The following is an 18,763-nucleotide window of genomic DNA, read 5'->3' on the forward strand; positions in this document are numbered from 1 at the left end:
GCGTGCCGGCCATCCCGCTTGACCCGCACCGGCAGCCGACCACGGTCGGACCGACCCCAAGGAGTTGAGTTGTTGGACATCGAGAACCGCCTCACACTGGACGAACGATCGGCCGTCGACTTCGTCCTCGGCCTGCGCAAGCGCTGGGCGGACACCGTCTACCCGGCGCTGACCCGGGAGTACGCCGCCACCGGCGGGCAGGCCGCGGACATCGAGCAGGCCGGCCGGGCGCTGCGCGGGCTGCCGTTGTACCCGTGGTTCAGCCACCTGGAGCGGGTGCAGCAGAAGATGCTCTGGAAGACCGCCGGTGACGCGGTGCTCAGCCGCCGCGAGGAGCTGGCCGATCAGCTCGCCGCGATCCCCGCCCAGCCGGTCGGCTCGCTGCGACTGGACCCCGACCTGGCGCTGCCCGACTGGTACACCGACTACGACATCCACATCCAGCCGGGCGGCTTCTTCTCCGACGACATGTCCGCATACGTCTACGAGTTCGGCGCCCGCATCGTCATGCTGCGGGACAACGACGGCTACAAGTTCCACAAGCTGTTCACCGAGACCGCGCTGCCCGACCTGCCGGCGGCGACCCGGGTGGTCGACATCGGCTGCGGGTTCGGCAAGAGCACCCGCCCGCTGGTCGGCCGGTACCCGAGCGCCCAGGTCATCGGCTTCGACCTGGCCGCGCCCGGCCTGCGGCTGGCCCACGCCGAGGCGGAGGCGGCCGGGCTGCCCATCGACTACCGCCAGGGCGACGGGCGGGCTACCGGCCTGCCGGCCGGCTCCTGCGACGTGGTCACCGGGACCATGGTGCTGCACGAGATGCCGGCCGAGGCCATCCGGGAGACCATCGCGGAGGCGGCCCGGCTGCTCAAGCCCGGCGGCGCGCTGCGGTTCCTGGAGTTCCAGCTCACCGGCGACCCGCTGCGCGACGCCACCGTCTACGAGCACGCCGAGCGCAACAACGAGCCGTTCTTCCACGCGCTGTTCGGCTCCGACCTGGTCGCGGTCTGCACCGAGCTGGGCCTGACCGACGCCGGCTGGACGCCCTTCGACGAGCGCCGCAACGGCATGCAGCCGGAGGGCTGGGGCGACCGCGCCGAGTGGCACTTCCCCTGGGCCGTGCTGTCCGCGACCAAGCCGGAGGCGTGATGAGCAGCGAGTTCGACTACTTCGACGACCCCCGGTTCGGCAAGCTGTTCGACCTGGTCCTCCAGCTCTCCACCGAGTTGCACGTGACCCGGCAACGGCTGCTGGCCGTGGAGGCGCTGCTGGTGCGCCGCGACGTGCTCGGCGCGGGCGACGTGGACGGCTTCGAGCCGAGCCACGACGAGCAGCAGCTGCTCGGCGCCGAGCGGGACGCGCTGCTGGCCCGGCTGATGCGGATCCTCACCGAGGACGGCCCGGCCGAACACCCGCTGCGGGACCAGTGGGAGGCGGCACTGAACGGCAAGAGCGGCTGATGGAGCCGACGCCGCCGGCCAGCCTGGTCGACCACTACCTCCAGCTGTGCGAGGACCGGCAGCTCGACCAGGCCGGCCGGCTGCTCGCCCCGGGCGCCCGGCTGGTGTTCCCCGGGGGGCGTCGCTTCGGCTCCCTCGACGAGATGGTCGCGGCGTCGACCGGGACCTACCGGTGGGTGCGCAAGCACCGTGACCGGTACCTGGTCGGCGCCGGCGGCGACGACATCACGGTGACCTCGCTGGGCCGGCTCTACGGGCAGTGGCCGGACGGCACCGCGTTCGACGGGATCCGGTACGCCGACGTGTTCCTCGTCCGCGACGGGTTGATCGTCGAACAGCACGTCTTCAACGACCTGGCGGTGGCGGTGGCGCAGCGGGAAGCCGCTTCCCGCTGACCGGCCACCCCCGCACCGCCACCACCGACCCCGGCCGACAGGCCGGCTGAAGATTCCTTTTCTCCCAACGTTGACGAGGTGTTCGAGATGAAGCAGAAGTGGGGTTTGTTGCCGGCGGCGCTGGTCGCCGCGGTGGCGCTGGCCGGATGCGGGGGATCCGGCGGGGATTCGAGCGGCGAGGAGGGCACGCCGGCGAACCTGACCTTCGCCATCGCCTCCGCGGTGATCGGCCCGAAGGAAGAGGTGGCCATGTTCGCGGTGGCCAAGGAACTGGGGTACTTCGCCGAGGAGAAGCTGACCGTCGAGACGATCAACACCGATGGTTCGGTGGCCGCCCTCCAGGCGGTCGCCACCGGCAGCGCCGACGTGACCGCCGCGGACACCGGCTCCATCCTCGGTGCGGTCGAGAAGAACGTGCCGGTCAAGGCGATCGGCGGCCTGGTGCAGAACTGGCCGTGGGTGATGGCCGTGAAGCCGGACAGCACGCTCACCGGCGGCACCGACCTCAAGGGCAAGAAGATCGGTGTGATCAGCCTCGCGTCGGGCTCCGCGCCGTACGCCCGGGCCTACGTCGCGGCGGCCGGTCTCGACCCGGCCAAGGACGTGGAGCTGCTGCCGGTCGGGGTCGGCGCGCAGGCCGCCGCCGCGCTCAACGACGGCACGGTCGACCTCCTGGCGCTCTACACCCAGGCGTACGCGGTGATCGAGAACGCCGGTACCACGTTGAAGTACCTGAACAACCCGGACGCCTTCGTCGGCATCCGCTCGCTGAGCTTCGCCGTCGGGGCACGTGGCCTCGACGACAAGAAGGACGTGTACACCCGGTTCCTGCGGGCCGCGTACAAGGCGATGTTGTTCTCCGCGAACAACCCGGAGGCGGCGATGCGGATCGGCTACCAGGTCTTCCCGCAGATCCTCGCCGGCAAGTCGGTCGACGAGCAGCTGCCCAACGACGTGCGCAGCCTCCAGGCGTGGCTCAAGACGGCCACCCCCGCCACCGGCGAGCCCAAGGACTTCGCCGACTGGGGCGCCATCAGCGAGCAGGAGTGGACCAAGACCCAGGCGTACACCAAGGAGGCCGGGCAGATCACCGGCGACGTGGCGCTGGCCGACGTGTGGGAGCCGGGCCTGCTGGCCGGGGCCAACCAGTTCGACAAGGCCGCGGTGCTCGACAAGGCCGCCAACTACACCAAGTAGCAGCAGCGGACGCGGAAGGGATGACGATGGCCATCAAGGCGGTGGGTCGCCGGATGCAGCAGCCGGCAGCGGTGTCGGAGGGTTCCTGGATCGAGGTCGTCGGTCTGGACAAGCGGTACCAGCCGCGCAGGTCGGCCCCGACCCAGGCACTCACGGACATCAACCTGACCGTCCGGCGCGGGGAGTTCGTCTCCGTCGTCGGACCGTCGGGATGCGGCAAGACCACCCTGCTGAAGATCCTCGCCGGCCTCAGCCCGAAGACCGGCGGTGCCGTGCGCATCGCCGGCCGGGAGGTGAGCAAGCCCCTTCCCGAGGTCGGGATGGTGTTCCAGGCCCCCACGCTGCTGCCCTGGCGCACCATCTTCGACAACATCATGGTGCCGGTGGAGATCCAGAAGCTGGATCGCGTCAAGCACCGGGAACGCGCCCAGCAACTGCTGGACATGGTGGGTCTCTCCGGCTTCGAGCGGAAGTACCCGCACGAGCTCTCCGGCGGGATGCAGCAGCGGGCCGGCATCTGCCGGGCCCTGGTGCACGACCCGGCGGTGCTGCTGATGGACGAGCCGTTCGGCGCGCTGGACGCGATGACCCGCGAGTACATGAACGTGGAGCTGCTGCGGATCTGGCGGGAGAGCGGCCAGACCGTGGTGCTGGTGACCCACTCGATCCCGGAGGCGGTGTTCCTCTCCGACCGGGTGGTGGTGCTCAGCCCGCGCCCCGGACGCATCGCCGAGATCGTCCAGATCGAGCTGGAACGCCCGCGTGACCTGAGCGTCATGTCCTCCGACCGGGCCGGGGTGTACGTCGACCGAATCCGCAGCCACTTCAACGCCGCCGGCGTTATCGACTGACGAGGGGACGCCATGGCAACAACCGATGTGGCCGACAAGACCTCCCGCCCCGGCGCCCCGGCACCGGACCGCCCGGCCCGACGCCGGTTCGACCTGCGGGAACGACCCCAGCTCTGGCTGGTCCCGGCCGTCTTCGTGGTGGTCGTGCTGGGCTGGGAGTACGGCACCCAGCTGATCGGCGTCGACGAGTTCGTGCTGCCGCGGCCGTCGCAGATCGCCGAGGCCCTGCACCGGCAGCTCACCGACGCCCAGTTCTGGAGCCACCTCTGGGTGACCACCCAGGAGGCGCTGCTCGGCTTCGTCATCGGGGTGGGCGCGGCGGTCCTGCTCGGCACCTTCATCTCCCAGATCAAGGTGGTCGAGGCGACGCTGATGCCGTACATCGTGGCCTTCCAGACCGTGCCCAAGGTGGCCCTGGCCCCGCTCTTCGTGCTCTGGTTCGGCTTCGGCCTGACCAGCAAGGTGGTGATGGCCGCGGTCATCTCGTTCTTCCCGATGCTGGTCAACGTCATCGAGGGGCTGCGCGCCGCGGACGCCGACCGGATCCAGATGCTCACCGTCTTCGGCGCCAGCAAGGCCCAGATCTTCCGGATGGTGCGGCTGCCCAGCGCGCTGCCGTTCATCTTCGCCGGGCTGGACATCGGCATCGTCTTCGCCATCCTCGGCGCGGTCGTCGGCGAGTTCATCGGCGCCAAGGAGGGCCTGGGCTACCTGCTGCTCCAGACCAACTACAACTTCGACATCGCCGGCATGTTCGCGGTGCTGGTGGTGCTCTCGGTGATGGGGCTGCTCGCCCACTTCGTCATCCGCCTGCTACAACGCCGCCTGGCCTTCTGGGCCGAAGACACAAAGGTCATCGGCGCATGAGGGGTAAGGAAGGGCCCCCTGTTAACGCCTCCGGTAGAGAAGGGAACCCTTCTCACCCCGGCGACCCGAACCGGTTCGACGGGCGGGTGGCGGTGGTGACCGGCGCGGCCCGGGGCATCGGCGCCCGGATCGCCGCCACCCTCGCCGCGCGGGGAGCCACCGTCGCCGGGGCCGACATCGCCGGGGACTGGGCCGCCGGAGCCGCGGCCGACGTCGCCGGGGACTGGGCCGACGCCGCCGAGGACGGGGTCGCCGCCGGGGACGGGGCTGCCGCCAGGGATGGGGTCACCGCCGGGGACGGGGTCGCCGGCAGGGACGGGGCTGCCGGCAGGGACGGGGTTGTCGCCGGGGAACGGGCGGACGGACCGGCCGGGGCGGCGCACAGCCGGCACCGGGTCGACATCCGCTCGGCCCGCTCCTGCCGGGACCTGGTCGCCGAGGTGCTGGACCGGCACGGCCGGCTGGACCTGCTGGTCAACAACGCCGGCATCGTGCGGCGGGGACCGGCGGCGACCATGTCCGAGGAGGACTTCACCACGGTCCTGGACGTCAACCTGACCGGCACCTTCCGGATGTGCCAGGCCGCCTACCCGGCGCTGCGCGCCGCCCGGGGCGCGGTGGTCAACCTCGGCTCCACCAACGGGCACATCGCGGTGTTGAACACCGCCGGCTACTGCGTCAGCAAGGCCGGGGTGCTGCACCTGACCCGGGTGCTGGCCCTGGAATGGGCCGCCGACCAGGTCCGCGTCAACGCGGTCGGTCCGACCATCGTGCCCACCGACATGACCACCGACGTACGCGGCGACGCCGCGTACCTCGCCGACAAGATGGCCACCATCCCGCTGGGCCGGATGGCCGAGCCCACCGACGTCGCCAACGCGGTCGCGTACCTGCTCAGCGACGCCGCCGCCATGGTCACCGGTCAGACGATCTTCGTAGACGGCGGCGTGACCATCCACTGACCCGCCACCGCCCCCGACCAACGGGAGGAAGCCCATGACCCACCCCGACACCGCCGCCGCGCTCGCCGCGGTCGACGCCCACCTCGACGAGTTCGTCGAGGAACTGCAACAGCTCTGCCGGATCCGCAGCCGCCGCCAGGAGCCCGAGGAGATGGTCCGCACCGCGGAGTTCATCGCCGCCTCGGTACGCCGGTGGGGCGGGCAGGCCGACGTCATCGAGTGGGAGCACTCCTACCCGTACGTGCTGGCCGAGGCGCCCGGCGCCACCGACCGGTCGCTGCTGCACTTCACCCACTACGACGTGGAGGTGGAGCCGGCCGGCGACGACGCCGACTGGATCAGCCCGCCGTACGCCGCCGAGATCCACGACGCCCGGCTGTACGCCCGGGGGGTGGCCGACGACAAGGGCGCGCTGATGTCCCGCATCCACGCGGTGGCCGCCTGGCGGCTGGCCGGGCTGACCCCGCCGGTCACCAGCCGGTTCATCTTCGAGGGCAAGAAGTGGCTGCACAGCCCCGGGCTGGGCTCCTTCGTCACGGCCCACGCCGACCGGCTGACCAGCGACGGGACGCTCTGGGAGAACTCCTGGGTGGACGGGCAGGACCGGTTGCTGCTCAAGCTCGCCGAGAAGGGCGTGCTCTACCTGCGGCTCACCGCGCGTACCCTGCCCCGGGACCTGACCAGCCAGAACACCGCGCTGTTGCCGGCGGCGACGGCCCGGCTGGCCGCCGCGCTGACCCGCCTCCAGGAGCCCGACGGCACGGTCACCGTGCCCGGCTTCGCCGACGGCGTACGCCCGCTGACCGATGCGGAGCGGGACCTGCTGGCGGAGGTGGACTTCGACGGCGCGTTCCTGCGCGGCCGGGCCGGGGTGGACGGTTTCACCGGTGGCCTGGACGACCGGCAGGCGGCCGAGGCGATCCGTACCGTGCCGACGCTGACCGTCACCGGTTTCGCCGGCGGCGACATGCGCGACGACGTCACCCTCGGCATCCCGGCGACCGCCTCGGCGAAGCTGGAGATCCGGCTGGTGCCCGGCCAGGACCCGGACCAGGTGCTCACCGCCATCCGCAAGCACCTGGCCGCGACCGGCTTCGGTGACCTCGACGTCGAGGTGATGGCCACCAGCCGGCCCAACGTGACCGACCACCGCGACCCGTTCGTGGCGCTGGTCGCCGACGCGGCCCGCCGGGTGTACGGCACCGAGCCGGTGATCGAGCCGTACACCCAGTGGATCGGCAACCAGGGGGTGCTGGCCGGCCGGCCGATCGTCGGCGTGGGGGTGTCCCGCGCCGACTCCGGGGTGGACGGCCCCAACGAGAACATCCGCCTGGACGACTACCGGGCGGGCATCAAACATGTGGTGGAGGTGATGGCGGCGATGGCGGCGACGGCGAATCAGCAGCGCGGTCCGGAGACCGGCCAGGCCGGCGCGGAGCGTGACGGGGTGCCGGCATGACCCGGGCGCGCGGCGCCGGCCGGCGCGGTTACGCCGACGTGCCGTGGGGGCAGGTGCACTACCGCACGGCCGGCGACCAGGACGCCCCGGTGCTGCTGATCGTGCACCAGTCCCCGCTCTCCTCGGCCACCTACGACAGCGTGCTGACCCCGCTGGCCGACCGGGGACTGCGGGTCGTCGCGCTGGACACGCCCGGGTTCGGCCTCTCCGACCCGCCGCCGCGCCCCTGGTCCATCCCCGAGTACGCGGCCGGGCTGTGGCAGGCCGCCGACGCCCTCGGCCTGGGCCGGGTGCACCTGCTCGGGCAGCACACCGGCGCGGTGGTCGCCGCCGAGGCCACCCTGCGGGATCCGGACCGGGTGCACCGGCTCGTCCTGCAGGGCCTGCCGCTCTACGACGCGGCGGAACGGCAGGAGAAGAAGACGTCGTACGCCCCGGGCTACCGCCCCGACCGCGACGGCAGCCACCTGCGGGTGATCTGGGAGCGGGTGTACGGCCTCTACCCCCGGCTCACCCCGCCGGAGGCCGACCGGCAGGTCGCCGAGTACCTGCTGACCGGCCCGGACTACGCCACCGCCTACCGGGCGGTCTTCGACCACGCGCTCGACACCGACGCGCTGACCGCGACCGGGGTGCCCACCGTGCTGCTGCACGGCGACGCGGACCTGGTGCACCGGTTCACCCCGGTGGTGCGGGCCGCGCTGCCGAACGCGCCGCTGGTCACCATCCCCGACGGCACCGACTTCGTCGCCGACGAGCAGCCCGAGGCGTTCGCCGACGCCCTCGCCGCCCAACTGCACGCCGGCCCGGCGGGAGTGGCGCGATGAGTGGCGCGACCGTGCCGGCGCGGGTCACCTACACGGCGAAGGTGCGGGTCAGCGGCGGGCGGGGCGGCATGGCCCGGTCGTTGACCGGCACCCTGCGGGTCGACCTGACCCGCCCCGCGCAGCGCGGCCCGGACGCCCCGGGCACCGACCCGGAGGAGCTCTTCGCCGCCGGCTACGCGGCCTGCTTCGACAGCGCCCTGGCGGTGGCCGCCCGGCAGGAGGGGGTGCGGACCGGCCCGACCAGCGTGACCGCCGCGGTGTCGCTGGGCCCCACCGACGACGGCCGGTACGCCATCGCCGTGGCGCTGACGGTGGCCGCCCCCGACTGCCCGCAGGCCGACCTGGACCGGGCCGTCGCGGCGGCCGACCGGCTCTGCCCCTACTCCAACGCCCTGCGGGGCAACACCGCCGTGACGATCCGGGCCGATGGACAGCAGTGACCCGCGTGGCACCGCGCTGGTGACGCCGCCGCCGGCGTCACCGGGCACCGCCACGTCCACCACCCCGGCGGCGCTGGCGGTCGGCCTGGTGCTGCTCTACCTGGTCTGGGGCTCCACCTACCTCGGCAACCGGGTCGCGTTGGAGAGCCTGCCGCCGTTGGTGTCCACCTCGGCCCGGTTCCTGGCCGCCGCGGCGGTGCTCTTCGCGGTGGTGGCGGTGCGGCACGGGGTGTCCGGGCTGCGGCTGCCCCGGGCCGGCTGGACCGCGGTGGTGGTGACCGGGACGCTGATGGTCGGTGCGGGCAGCGCCCTGCTCGCCGTCGGCCAGCAGTACGTCCCCTCCGGACTGGCGTCGCTGCTGGTCGCGGCGATGCCGGTGTGGGTGCTGGTGATCCGCCTCGGCGCCGGGCAACGGCCGGCGCCGCTGGCCGTCGCCGGGGTGCTCGGCGGGCTGGCCGGGCTGGCGCTGCTGCTGGCCGCCCCGACGCAGCGGTGGCACCTGGCCGGCATGGTGACCATCGTGGCGTCCACGGTGGTCTGGGCGCTCGGCTCGGCACTGGCCCAGCGGCTGACCATGCCGGCCGACCACCTGGTCGGCACCGGCTGGCAGATGCTGGTCGGCGGGGTGGCGGTGGGGGCCGCCGGGCTGGTCGTCGGTGAGTGGCGGGAGCTGCGGCTCGGCGCGGTGACCGGCCGATCCTGGCTGGCCTGGAGCTACCTGATGCTGGTCTGCACGGTCGTCGGGTTCAGCGTCTACACCTGGCTGCTGCGCCGCGCGCCGCTGCAACTCGCGGCCACCTACGCCTACGTCAACCCGGTGGTGGCGGTGCTGCTCGGCATGGCGGTGCTGGGTGAACGGCTCACCGGCCGGCAGGTGCTCGCCGGTGTCGTGGTGCTCGCCGCCGTGGCGCTGGTGGTGGCCCGGGAACGCCCGCGACGATGGGCGGGATTGCCGCCGGGCGCGCCCGCGCCACCGTGAGCGCCGGCCGACTCCGCATCCCGGGCACGTCGACAGTGAGGACAGACATGACCACCACGACTCTCGTCGAGCGCGACGACATCCGCGTCCGCTCCGGTCTCGGCCGGGCCCTCGACGTCATCAACATCATCGCCGAGCGGGCGCCGGAGACCCTCGGCGTGTCGACGATCGCGCGGGAACTGGGCCTGCCCAAGGCGGTGGCGTACCGGATCCTCAAGGAGTTGGTGGCCGACGACTTCCTCAGCTTCAACGAGGACACCAAGCGGTACCGGCTCGGCGCCGGCGCGCTGGCGATCGGGCTGGCCGCGCTGCGCGCCCTGGACGTGCCGGACACCGCCCGCCGCTACCTGGTCCGCCTGGTGCGCGACAGCGCGGAGACGGCGACGCTCTCGGTGCGGCAGGGCTGGCTGCGGGTCTACATCGACCAGGTGCTCTCGCCGCACGAGGTACGCATGTCGGTCTCCCTGGGCACCAGCCACCCGCTGCACTCGGGCTCGTCGTCGAAGGCGATCCTGGCGGCGCTGCCCGACGCCGAGGTCGACGAGTACCTCGCCCAGCCGATGCGGCAGGTCACCCCCTCCACCATCACCGAGCCGGGGGTGCTCCGCGCCGAACTGCACCGGATCCGGCAGCAGGGCTACGCGGTGAGCATGGGGGAGCGGCAGAACGGGGCGGGCAGCGTCGCCGCCGCGGTGCGGTACGGCACCGGTCAGGTCTTCGGCTCGATCTCGCTCTGCGGTCCGCAGGACCGGTTCACCCCGCAGGTCTGCGCGGCGCACGGTGACCTGGTCGCGGCGGCGGCGGCCGAGATCTCCGCCGAACTCGGCTACCGGATCCCGGGGTCGCGTACGCCCGCCGACCCGGACTAGGCCGGCTGCCCCGGGCCACGGGGAGGACACGAAACCGCTGGGTGGGCCACCCCGTCCCGCCCAGCCGACACCGATTCGGGGATGGGGAGGTGGACCAGGTGATGAGCGACGGACCGCTCGCCGGAGTGCGGGTGCTGGACGTCTCGACGATCCTGGCCGGGCCGCTGTGCTGCCAGATTCTCGGCGACTTCGGCGCCGACGTGATCAAGATCGAGCACCCGACCGCCGGCGACAGCATGCGCGGGCACGGCAAGTCCAAGGACGGGCAGCCGCTGTGGTGGAAGGAGATCTCCCGCAACAAGCGCACGGTCGGGTTGAGCCTCTCCGCGCCGGAGGGCGCGGCGCTGCTGCTGCGCCTGGCCGAGCAGGCGGACGTGCTGGTGGAGAACTTCCGGCCGGGCACGCTGGAACGCTGGGGGGTCGGGCCGGCGGAGCTGCACCGGGTCAACCCCGGGCTGATCATCGCCCGGATCACCGGCTTCGGCCAGACCGGCCCGTACGCCGGCCGGGCCGGCTTCGGCACGCTCGCCGAGGCGATGAGCGGCTTCGCCCACCTCACCGGCGCGGCGGACGGCCCGCCCACCCTGCCGGCGTTCGGCCTGGCCGACAGCATCTGCGGCATCGCCGCCTCGTCGGCCGTGGTGATGGCGCTCTGGCACCGGGACCGCACCGGCGGCACCGGCCAGGTCATCGACCTCAGCCTGCTGGAGCCGATCATGACGGCGGTCGGCCCCGGCCCCACCGTCTACGACCAGCTCGGCATCGTCGAACACCGGCACGGCAACCGGTCGACCAACAACGCGCCGCGCAACACGTACCGCACCAGCGACGGCGCGTGGGTGGCGGTGTCGACCAGCGCCCAGGCGATCGCCGAGCGGGTGCTGCGGCTGGTCGGGCACCCGGAGGTGATCGACGAGCCGTGGTTCCGCACCGGCGCCGGTCGCGCCGCGCACGCCGACGAGCTCGACGCCTACGTCGGCGACTGGATCGGCGCGCGCACCCGCGAGGAGGTGAGCCGCGCCTTCACCGAGGCGGGCGCGGCCGTCGCCCCGGTCTACGACGCCCGGGACATCGTCTCCGACCCGCACGTACGGGAGACCGGCATGGTCACCGTGGTCGACGACCCCGACCTCGGGCCGATGCGGATGCACAACGTGATGTGGCGGATGTCGGCCACCCCCGGCCGGATCCGCTTCACCGGGCGTGCCCCCGGCGCCGACACCGACACCCTGCTGATCGACGAACTCGGCTGCGACCCGGCCGAGATCGCCGACCTCCGAGCCCGCGACATCGTCTCCTGACGTCGCCGACCCTGCTGAAACGCGAGGAACCGTGACCATCACCGCAAGGCCCGCCGATCGCCTGCTCGACGCCGTACGCGGCGGAGCGCAGATCTACGACCTCGGCCGGCTGCTCACGATCGGCATGCCGCAGTCGCCGAACCATCCGCCGTTCTGGCTCAGCATGCCCCGCCGGCACGGCGACATGGTCCGCGCCGACGGCGGCTCGGCCGCGAACGACCTGCTGGTCATGGGCACGCACGTCGGCACCCACGTGGACGCCCTGGCCCACGTCTCGCACGAGGGCCGCCTGCACGGCGGGGCCGACGCGGCGCAGGCCCAGGCCGGTGGCCGGTTCACCGAGCTGGGCGTGCACACGATCGAGCCGATGCTGCGGCGCGGGGTGCTGCTCGACATCCCGGCGGTGCTCGGTGAGCCCTGCCCGGCGGGTTACGAGATCACCCCCGCCGACCTGGACACCGCCGTAACCCGGCAGGACACCCCGGTGGAGCCCGGCGACGTGGTGCTGATCCGCAGCGGCTGGGGCCGCCACTTCGACCACGAGGACCGCAGCGTCTACGTCGGACGCGACTCCGGCGTCCCCGGGATCAGCACCGCCGGGGCCGAGTGGCTGGCGCAGCGGCGGGTGCACGCCGCCGGGGCCGACACCATCGCCTTCGAGTGCCTGCGCCCCGGGCAGGGGCACGCGAGCCTCCCCGCGCACCGGGTCCTGCTGGTCGAGCACGGCATCTACCTGATCGAGGCGATGGCGCTGGAGGAACTCGCCCGCGACGCGGTGCACGAGTTCACCTTCGTGATGATCCCGTTGCCGCTGTTCGGCGCCACCGGCTCGCCGGTGCGACCGCTGGCGGTGGTCGGCCGTGGCTGAGCAGACCCTCGGGCAGCGCCTCGCCGCCTTCGCCGTGGACACCCCCGCCGCCGGACTGCCCGCCGAGGTGGTCGACAGCGTGCGCCGTCGGGTGCTGGACGTGGTCGGGCTCTGCGTGGCCGCGTACCCGCTGCCCACCAGCCAGGCCGCCCTGGCCTACGTACGCGAGCAGGGCGGCCGGGGCCAGGCCCGGGCGATCGGCCTGGACGAGCCGGTCCCGGCGGCGCTCGCCGCCTTCGCCAACGGGGTGCTGGCCCACTCGCTGGACTACGACGACACCCACCTGCCCTCGGTGCTGCACCCGAGCGCCTCGGTGGTGCCGGCCGCGCTGGCCGCCGCCGAACTCACCGGCGCCACCGGCCGGGAGACGGTCGCCGCGATCGCCGTGGGCCTGGAGGTCTGCGTCCGGCTCGGCATGGCCGGCTACGACCGGGCCGCCGGCAACTCGGTCTTCTTCGAGCACGGCCAGCACGCCACCTCCATCTGCGGCACGCTCGGCGGGGCGGTCGCCGCCGCCCGGCTGTTCGGGCTGGACGCCGGGCAGACCCTGGACAGCCTCGGCGTGGCCGCGTCGATGGCGGCCGGCCTGATCGAGGCCAACCGCACCGGCGGCACGGTGAAACGGATCCACTGCGGCTGGGCGGCGCACGCCGCGGTCAGCGCCGCCTCGCTGGCCCGGCACGGCATCAGCGGCCCGCCCACCGTGCTGGAGGGGCGTTTCGGCTTCTACCAGGCGTTCCTGCGCGGCGAGTTCGACCCGGCGGAGATCGTCGACGGGCTCGGCAGCCGCTGGGCGGTGCCGGGCATCTTCTTCAAGCCCTACCCGGCCAACCACTTCACCCACGCGGCGATCGACGCGGCGCTCGCCCTGCGGCGGCGGGGGCTGGCCATCGAGGAGATCGAGACCATCACGCTCGGCGTGCCGACCCCGGTGATCCGCACCATCGGCGCGCCGATCGAGCGCAAGCGCGCCCCCCGCACCGGCTACGAGGCGCAGTTCAGCGGCCCGTACGCGGTGGCCGCGGGGCTCTGCGGCGGCGGTGTCCTCGGCGTCGGCCCGGACGACTTCACCGACGCCCTCGCCGCCGACCCGGTCCGCCGGGCGCTGATGGCGCGGGTGGAGGTGGTGCCCGACGACCGGTGCGACGCGATCTTCCCGTACCAGTTCCCGGCGGTGCTGCGGGTGACCACCCGCGACGGTCGGGTCTGGGCGGAGGAGGTGCTGGCCAACCGAGGCGGCCCGCAGCGCCCGCTCTCCACCGCCGAGTTGGCCCGCAAGTTCCACCACAACGTCGCCGGCCGGCTCGCGCCCGAGGCCGCCGACCAGGTCGAGCAGGAGATCGGCCGGCTGGACCAGGCCGCCGACGTACGCCGGCTGACCGGCCTGCTCGCCGCGGTGCAGACCGCCCCCACCGCCTCCGGCACGCCGGCACCGGCCCGCGCCTGACCTCTTCGAGGAGTGAGACCATGACAACCTTCGACCTGCTGCTGCGTAACGTCCAGGTGGTCCGGCACGACCGGCCGGACGTCGAGTCGGCGGACATCGCCGTAACCGACGGGCGGATCGCCCGCATCGCGCCCGGCATCGACCCGGCGGGGGCCGGCACCGTGGTCGACGGCGGTGGCCGCCTCGCCTTCCCCGGCGTGGTCGACGCCCACCAGCACTGGGGCATCTACAACCCGTTGAGCGAGGACACCGCCTCGGAGAGCCGCGCCTCGGCCCAGGGCGGGGTGACCACCGCGCTGACCTACATGCGGACCGGGCAGTACTACCTCAACCGGGGCGGGCGCTACGACGACTTCTTCCCCGACGTGCTGGCCGCCAGCGCCGGCCGCTCCTACATCGACTACGGCTTCCACCTCGCCCCGATGATGAGCGAGCACATCGACGAGATCCCCGCCCTGGTGGAGAAGTTCGGCGTCACCTCTTTCAAGATCTTCATGTTCTACGGCAGCCACGGCCTGCACGGCCGCTCCGCCGACCAGAACTCCTTCCTGATGATCCCGGAGGGGGAGCGGTACGACTACGCCCACTTCGAGTTCGTCATGCGCGGGGTGCAGGCGGCCCGCGAGCGCTTCCCGGAGCTGGCCTCGAAGATCTCGCTCTCCCTGCACTGCGAGACCGCCGAGATCATGAGCGCGTACACCCGGCGGGTGGAGCAGGAGGGGACGCTGAGCGGGCTGGCCGCGTACCACGCCTCCCGGCCGCCGCACTCCGAGGGGCTCGCCGTCTCGATCGCCTCGTACCTGGCCCACGAGACCGGCCTGCCCACCATCAACCTGCTGCACCTCTCGTCGGCCAAGGCGCTCGACGCGGCGCTGCGGATGGCCGAGGCGTTCCCGCACATCGACTTCCGCCGCGAGGTGACCATCGGCCACCTGCTGGCCGACATCACCACCGCGCACGGGCTCGGCGGCAAGGTCAACCCGCCGCTGCGGCCCCGGGAGGACGTCGAGGCGCTCTGGGGGCACCTGCTCGACGGCCGGATCGACTGGGTGGTCAGCGACCACGCCTGCTGCCGGGACGAGCTGAAGTTCGGCAACCCCCGCGACGACGTGTTCCTCGCCAAGTCCGGCTTCGGCGGCGCCGAGTACCTGCTGCCCGGCCTGGTCACCGAGGGACGCCGCCGGGGCCTGCCGCTGGCCGCAGTGGCCGCGCTCACCTCCTGGAACCCGGCCCGCCGGTTCGGCCTCGCCGCCAAGGGCGCCCTCGCCGAGGGGTACGACGCCGACATCTGCCTGGTCGACCCCGACGCGACCTGGACGGTGCGGGCCGAGGACTCCGAGTCGACCCAGGAGTACACCCCGTTCGAGGGCTTCGAGTTGACCGCTCGGGTGACCGACACCTTCGTCCGCGGCGAGCACGTGCTCGTCGACGGCAAGGTCTCCGGCGCCCCGCAGGGGCGGTACGTGCCCCGGGCCGGGCAGTAGGCCAGCGTCGTGACCGGCATCGCCCGCAGCTATCTCTACGTGCCCGGGGACCGGGCGGACCTGCTGCACAAGGCCCTCGGGCGGGGCGCCGACGCCCTCGTGGTCGACCTGGAGGACGCGGTCGCCCTGGCCCGCAAGGAGCAGGCCCGCGAGACGGTGACCGCCCACCTGCGGGCCACGCCGGCGGCGGTGGCCCACTGGGTACGGATCAACAGCGACCAGGTCGAGGCGGACCTCGCGGTGCTCGGCGCCGCGGTGGCCGGAGTCTGGGTGCCGAAGGCGGAGCCGGAGCTGCTGCACGAGGTCGATCGGGCGTTGCTGGCCGCCGAGCGGCGGCTCGACCTGCCGGAGCGGACGTTCCGGGTGGTGGCGCTGATCGAGACGGCCCGGGGTGTGCTGACCTGCGCGCAGGTCGCCGCCGCACCCCGGGTGCTGCGGCTGGGCATCGGCGAGGCGGATCTCGCCGGGGAACTCGGTCTGCAACCCGACGCCGATCGCACCGAGTTCACCGCGATCCGTTCCCAGGTGGTGGTCGCCTCGGCGGCGGCCCGGATCGCCCCGCCGGTCGGCCCGGTCGAGACCGCCCTGCGTGACCCCGAACGGCTGGAGCGGACCACCCGTGCCCTGCTGCGTCAGGGCTTCCGGGCGCGCAGCGCGGTGCATCCCGGCCAGCTCGCCACCATCAACGGCGTCTTCACCCCCACCGTCGAGGAGGTGGCCACCGCCCGGCGGGTCCTCGACGCCCTGCACCGGGCCGAGCGGGACGGCTCCGGGGTGGCCGTCGGCGACGACGGGCGGCTGGTGGACCGGGCCGTGGTCCGCGGCGCGGCGGAGGTGCTGAGCCGCGCTGGCGGAGCCGACCGGGACTGTCCGAACAGCCGGTAGGAGGCGCGCCCCCGAGCGCACCGAGCGGGCCGTCTCCGGCGGGAAGTGGTCGCGCGGCGGCGCGGACCGGACCGCCACGGATCCCAGAGCGTTCCGCAACGGATGCAACAGAACCGGTCCTCTGCCGTGTAATCAGGTTGTGAACGTTCCACGGTTTCCGTCCCGCGGCTCGGGGTTCGAGCCGTTCGTCCGGGAGTCCGGCGCCGGGCTGCTGCGCTTCGCGCACGTCTTGACGCTCGATCGGGCCGCGGCGGAGGACCTCACTCAGGAAACGCTCATCCGGGTGGGCCTGGCCTGGTCGCGGCTCCGCAAGGACGGCAATCCCGTCGGGTACGCCCAACGCACCATGGTCAACGTCTTCCTGAACGAACGCCGGCGCCGGCGGGCCATACCCGTCGAACGGGTGCCCGAGAGCGCGTGGGAGGACGCCGGGCTCGCGGCCGTCGACTCCACCGCGGTGATCCGGCAGATCCTCGGGTCCCTGCCACCCAAGCAGCGGGCCGCGATCGCGATGCGCTACCTCGCCGACCTGCCCGACCAGCAGATCGGCGAGCTGCTCGGCTGCACCGCGGCGACCGTCCGCTCCCAGATGTCGCGCGGCCTCTCGACGCTGCGCGCTCGCCTGTCCGCAGAGAGGTGAATCCCGTGTCCGACAACCGCCCGGACGAGTTGGCCGCGCTGGCCGACGCCGACTTCGACCTTCCGCTGACCGAGGACCTCGTCTCCCGGGTGCGGCGCGGGGTCCGCCGCCGCCGGGCGGCCCGAGCGGCCGCCGTGACCACCGGGGCCTTCGCCGCCGTCGGCGCCGTCGTCCTGGCCGTCAACCTGGTCACCGGCCCCGGCCCGTCCGCGACACTGCCGCCCGCCGCGTCGGCGTCCGCCTCGGAGAGGGTGGCCGGCCTACCGCTCGACGGCTTCCGGTTCGGTTTCCTGCCGGAGGGCCTGCGAGCCGACCCCCGCGACAGCGTCGCCAGCGTTGCCGTCGCCGAGAACCGCCTCCGCGACGACATCGCGGCACCCGGTCCCAGTGACCCGACCGCCGGTGTGACCACCCGGCGGTACGAGCGAGCCGACGGCGGCTCCGCGCTGTGGCTCACCGTGCTCAGGCCCCAGAGAGCCACACCGACGGCCGGCGCGCAGCTGATCACCGAGTGGCTCGCCGGCTCGCGCACGGCCGGCCGTAAGCCGATCGAGACGTTCGACGTGCCGGTCGGTCGGGCCGAGCTGGTGGCCCACGTGGGGACCGAGACCACCAACCACGACGTGGTCATCACGACCGACGACGGAGCCGTCATCTCGGTCATGGGCGACGAACGGGTGCCGGTCGAGACGCTCAAGCAGGTCGCGTTGGGCATCGCCCGGGGCTGAGGATGGCCGGCTCGCCGGCTGAACTCCGCCTCGACCGCCCCGGGGCTCTCCGACAGCCTCGCAGGCGTCACACCGGCTGACGCCTGCGGGCCCGCAGGCTCCGGTCGGCGATGGCCACCGCTGCGAAGAGCAGGACGCCACCGGCGATGGTGACCGCCTCCGCGGCCCTTGTCGGTGAGCCGGCGAAGGCGACGAACAAACCAGACAGCAGTACGACGACGGCCCGCCCCCAGGTGCGCGGCGACACGTGGTCGGCGGACCGTGCACCGAAGCAGAGGCAGGACACGCGCTGGCCGGTGGCCAGCAGATAGGTCTGCGCCGCGGTGAAGAACAGCCCCAGGACGGCGCAGAGCATTCCGGCGACCACGTCGCTCGTCGCCGCGAAGGACACGGCCGAGGCGGCCACCTCCACGACGATGATCATGGCGGCGGCGGCCGTTGCTGGCGGTCCGCCCAGGCCATAGCTGCGCAGGCTGCCGATGAACGGCCCGAGATCCCTCGCCTTCGCACCCGCGGCCACCAGCAGAGTGACGGCGAGGGCGTACCGTACCCACCCGGCCGCGTCGTCTACCACAGCAGCACCAGCAGCACGATCAAGGGCGCCAGCAGCGTCGCGAAGACGGGCCGCAGCCGTGGTATCCCCTTCTCGAACGCCGCGTCGGCGCCCTCCTTGTTCCGAGCCGCGAGGAAGATCAGCAGCATCAGCGCGCGTCCGAGCGCGAATCCCGTGCCCGCTGCGATCGCCTCACCCCACGACGCCCAGAGCATGATGGCGGCGACCATGATGTGCGGCAACCCCGTTGGCGAGTACGTCCGCATCCCGGTGCCCATCTCCGCACCGAACTGCATCGCGCCCCAGAAGGGGATGCGGGTGACGAACTGCGGCACCAGCCGGGCGTTCTGCGGGATCGGGAACGTGAACACGCCGAACTCCCGGACGACGAGCACGGCCGCCACGGTCAGCACCGCATACTGCCGTCCGGCCTCGGGTATCGGCGCGCGCAGCACCGACCCCACGACCACCAGGGCAAGGGCGGTGGCGATGCCGCCCAGGAAAAGACCCAGCACGAACCCGAATCCGTCTCTCCCTCGCCGGACCGACGAGGA

At 73.1% G+C, this 18,763-nt stretch carries 21 protein-coding genes; 19 read left to right on the plus strand and 2 right to left on the minus strand.

The features are described from left to right. Nucleotides 1–69 precede the first annotated feature (69 nt). The 19 genes from ACQPYA_RS14740 (at nucleotide 70) to ACQPYA_RS14830 (ending at nucleotide 17,656) form a co-directional block, all read left to right on the plus strand. Nucleotides 70–1,146 (plus strand): class I SAM-dependent methyltransferase, encoded by a 1,077-nt coding sequence (locus tag ACQPYA_RS14740; protein WP_433533157.1) that lies wholly within the window; start codon nucleotides 70–72, stop codon nucleotides 1,144–1,146. Further along, nucleotides 1,146–1,457, plus strand: a complete 312-nt coding sequence (locus tag ACQPYA_RS14745) for a hypothetical protein (protein WP_433533158.1) — start codon at nucleotides 1,146–1,148, stop codon at nucleotides 1,455–1,457. Before ACQPYA_RS14740 ends, ACQPYA_RS14745 begins: the two co-directional genes overlap by 1 nt. Continuing rightward, on the plus strand, nucleotides 1,457–1,852 hold the full coding sequence (locus ACQPYA_RS14750) for a nuclear transport factor 2 family protein (protein ID WP_433533159.1): 396 nt from the start codon (nucleotides 1,457–1,459) through the stop codon (nucleotides 1,850–1,852). The genes ACQPYA_RS14745 and ACQPYA_RS14750 overlap by 1 nt, the downstream gene beginning before the upstream one ends. An 87-nt stretch (nucleotides 1,853–1,939) precedes the next feature. After that, entirely contained in the window at nucleotides 1,940–3,049 is a 1,110-nt protein-coding gene (locus ACQPYA_RS14755; RefSeq protein WP_433533160.1) for an ABC transporter substrate-binding protein, read from the plus strand. A gap of 26 nt (nucleotides 3,050–3,075) precedes the next feature. Further along, nucleotides 3,076–3,900 carry an ABC transporter ATP-binding protein gene (locus ACQPYA_RS14760; RefSeq protein ID WP_433533161.1) on the plus strand — a complete coding sequence of 275 codons (825 nt, stop codon included), beginning with the start codon at nucleotides 3,076–3,078 and terminating at the stop codon, nucleotides 3,898–3,900. 12 nt (nucleotides 3,901–3,912) lie between these two features. After that, nucleotides 3,913–4,767 carry an ABC transporter permease gene (locus ACQPYA_RS14765; RefSeq protein ID WP_433533162.1) on the plus strand — a complete coding sequence of 285 codons (855 nt, stop codon included), beginning with the start codon at nucleotides 3,913–3,915 and terminating at the stop codon, nucleotides 4,765–4,767. A gap of 95 nt (nucleotides 4,768–4,862) precedes the next feature. Next, a complete protein-coding gene (locus ACQPYA_RS14770) occupies nucleotides 4,863–5,729 on the plus strand; it encodes an SDR family NAD(P)-dependent oxidoreductase (protein WP_433533163.1) in 867 nt (288 codons plus the stop codon). A gap of 34 nt (nucleotides 5,730–5,763) precedes the next feature. Further along, the gene (locus tag ACQPYA_RS14775; protein ID WP_433533164.1) at nucleotides 5,764–7,188 is read left to right on the plus strand and encodes a M20/M25/M40 family metallo-hydrolase; all 1,425 of its coding nucleotides are present in this window, start codon (nucleotides 5,764–5,766) and stop codon (nucleotides 7,186–7,188) included. Beyond that, nucleotides 7,185–8,015 carry an alpha/beta fold hydrolase gene (locus tag ACQPYA_RS14780; protein ID WP_433533165.1) on the plus strand — a complete coding sequence of 277 codons (831 nt, stop codon included), beginning with the start codon at nucleotides 7,185–7,187 and terminating at the stop codon, nucleotides 8,013–8,015. The genes ACQPYA_RS14775 and ACQPYA_RS14780 overlap by 4 nt, the downstream gene beginning before the upstream one ends. Then, nucleotides 8,012–8,455 carry an Ohr family peroxiredoxin gene (locus ACQPYA_RS14785; RefSeq protein ID WP_433533166.1) on the plus strand — a complete coding sequence of 148 codons (444 nt, stop codon included), beginning with the start codon at nucleotides 8,012–8,014 and terminating at the stop codon, nucleotides 8,453–8,455. Before ACQPYA_RS14780 ends, ACQPYA_RS14785 begins: the two co-directional genes overlap by 4 nt. After that, nucleotides 8,442–9,434 carry an EamA family transporter gene (locus tag ACQPYA_RS14790; protein WP_433533167.1) on the plus strand — a complete coding sequence of 331 codons (993 nt, stop codon included), beginning with the start codon at nucleotides 8,442–8,444 and terminating at the stop codon, nucleotides 9,432–9,434. The genes ACQPYA_RS14785 and ACQPYA_RS14790 overlap by 14 nt, the downstream gene beginning before the upstream one ends. Nucleotides 9,435–9,481: 47 nt before the next feature. After that, on the plus strand, nucleotides 9,482–10,303 hold the full coding sequence (locus ACQPYA_RS14795) for an IclR family transcriptional regulator (protein ID WP_433533168.1): 822 nt from the start codon (nucleotides 9,482–9,484) through the stop codon (nucleotides 10,301–10,303). Nucleotides 10,304–10,404: 101 nt separating this feature from the next. Next, nucleotides 10,405–11,604: a CaiB/BaiF CoA transferase family protein gene (locus ACQPYA_RS14800; protein WP_433533169.1), complete on the plus strand. Its 1,200-nt coding sequence runs from the start codon at nucleotides 10,405–10,407 to the stop codon at nucleotides 11,602–11,604. Between the two features lie 31 nt (nucleotides 11,605–11,635). Further along, on the plus strand, nucleotides 11,636–12,472 hold the full coding sequence (locus ACQPYA_RS14805) for a cyclase family protein (RefSeq protein WP_433533170.1): 837 nt from the start codon (nucleotides 11,636–11,638) through the stop codon (nucleotides 12,470–12,472). Continuing rightward, on the plus strand, nucleotides 12,465–13,919 hold the full coding sequence (locus tag ACQPYA_RS14810) for an MmgE/PrpD family protein (RefSeq protein ID WP_433533171.1): 1,455 nt from the start codon (nucleotides 12,465–12,467) through the stop codon (nucleotides 13,917–13,919). Before ACQPYA_RS14805 ends, ACQPYA_RS14810 begins: the two co-directional genes overlap by 8 nt. A 20-nt stretch (nucleotides 13,920–13,939) precedes the next feature. Next, a complete protein-coding gene (locus ACQPYA_RS14815; protein WP_433533172.1) occupies nucleotides 13,940–15,403 on the plus strand; it encodes a dihydroorotase in 1,464 nt (487 codons plus the stop codon). Between the two features lie 9 nt (nucleotides 15,404–15,412). Then, nucleotides 15,413–16,288, plus strand: a complete 876-nt coding sequence (locus tag ACQPYA_RS14820) for an HpcH/HpaI aldolase/citrate lyase family protein (RefSeq protein WP_433533173.1) — start codon at nucleotides 15,413–15,415, stop codon at nucleotides 16,286–16,288. A 139-nt stretch (nucleotides 16,289–16,427) separates the two neighbouring features. Then, entirely contained in the window at nucleotides 16,428–16,928 is a 501-nt protein-coding gene (locus tag ACQPYA_RS14825) for a SigE family RNA polymerase sigma factor (protein ID WP_433533174.1), read from the plus strand. Between the two features lie 5 nt (nucleotides 16,929–16,933). Continuing rightward, nucleotides 16,934–17,656: a hypothetical protein gene (locus tag ACQPYA_RS14830; protein WP_433533175.1), complete on the plus strand. Its 723-nt coding sequence runs from the start codon at nucleotides 16,934–16,936 to the stop codon at nucleotides 17,654–17,656. Nucleotides 17,657–17,723: 67 nt separating this feature from the next. Here ACQPYA_RS14830 and ACQPYA_RS14835 read toward each other — a convergent pair whose 3' ends face one another. Both ACQPYA_RS14835 and ACQPYA_RS14840 read right to left on the minus strand, forming a co-directional pair. After that, the gene (locus tag ACQPYA_RS14835) at nucleotides 17,724–18,230 is read right to left on the minus strand and encodes a MauE/DoxX family redox-associated membrane protein (protein ID WP_433533176.1); all 507 of its coding nucleotides are present in this window, start codon (nucleotides 18,228–18,230) and stop codon (nucleotides 17,724–17,726) included. After that, on the minus strand, nucleotides 18,224–18,724 hold the full coding sequence (locus ACQPYA_RS14840) for a hypothetical protein (protein WP_433533177.1): 501 nt from the start codon (nucleotides 18,722–18,724) through the stop codon (nucleotides 18,224–18,226). The genes ACQPYA_RS14835 and ACQPYA_RS14840 overlap by 7 nt, the downstream gene beginning before the upstream one ends. Between the last annotated feature and the right edge of the window lie 39 nt (nucleotides 18,725–18,763).

The organism is Micromonospora sp. CA-263727, from assembly GCF_050942455.1.
GTDB lineage: Bacteria > Actinomycetota > Actinomycetes > Mycobacteriales > Micromonosporaceae > Micromonospora.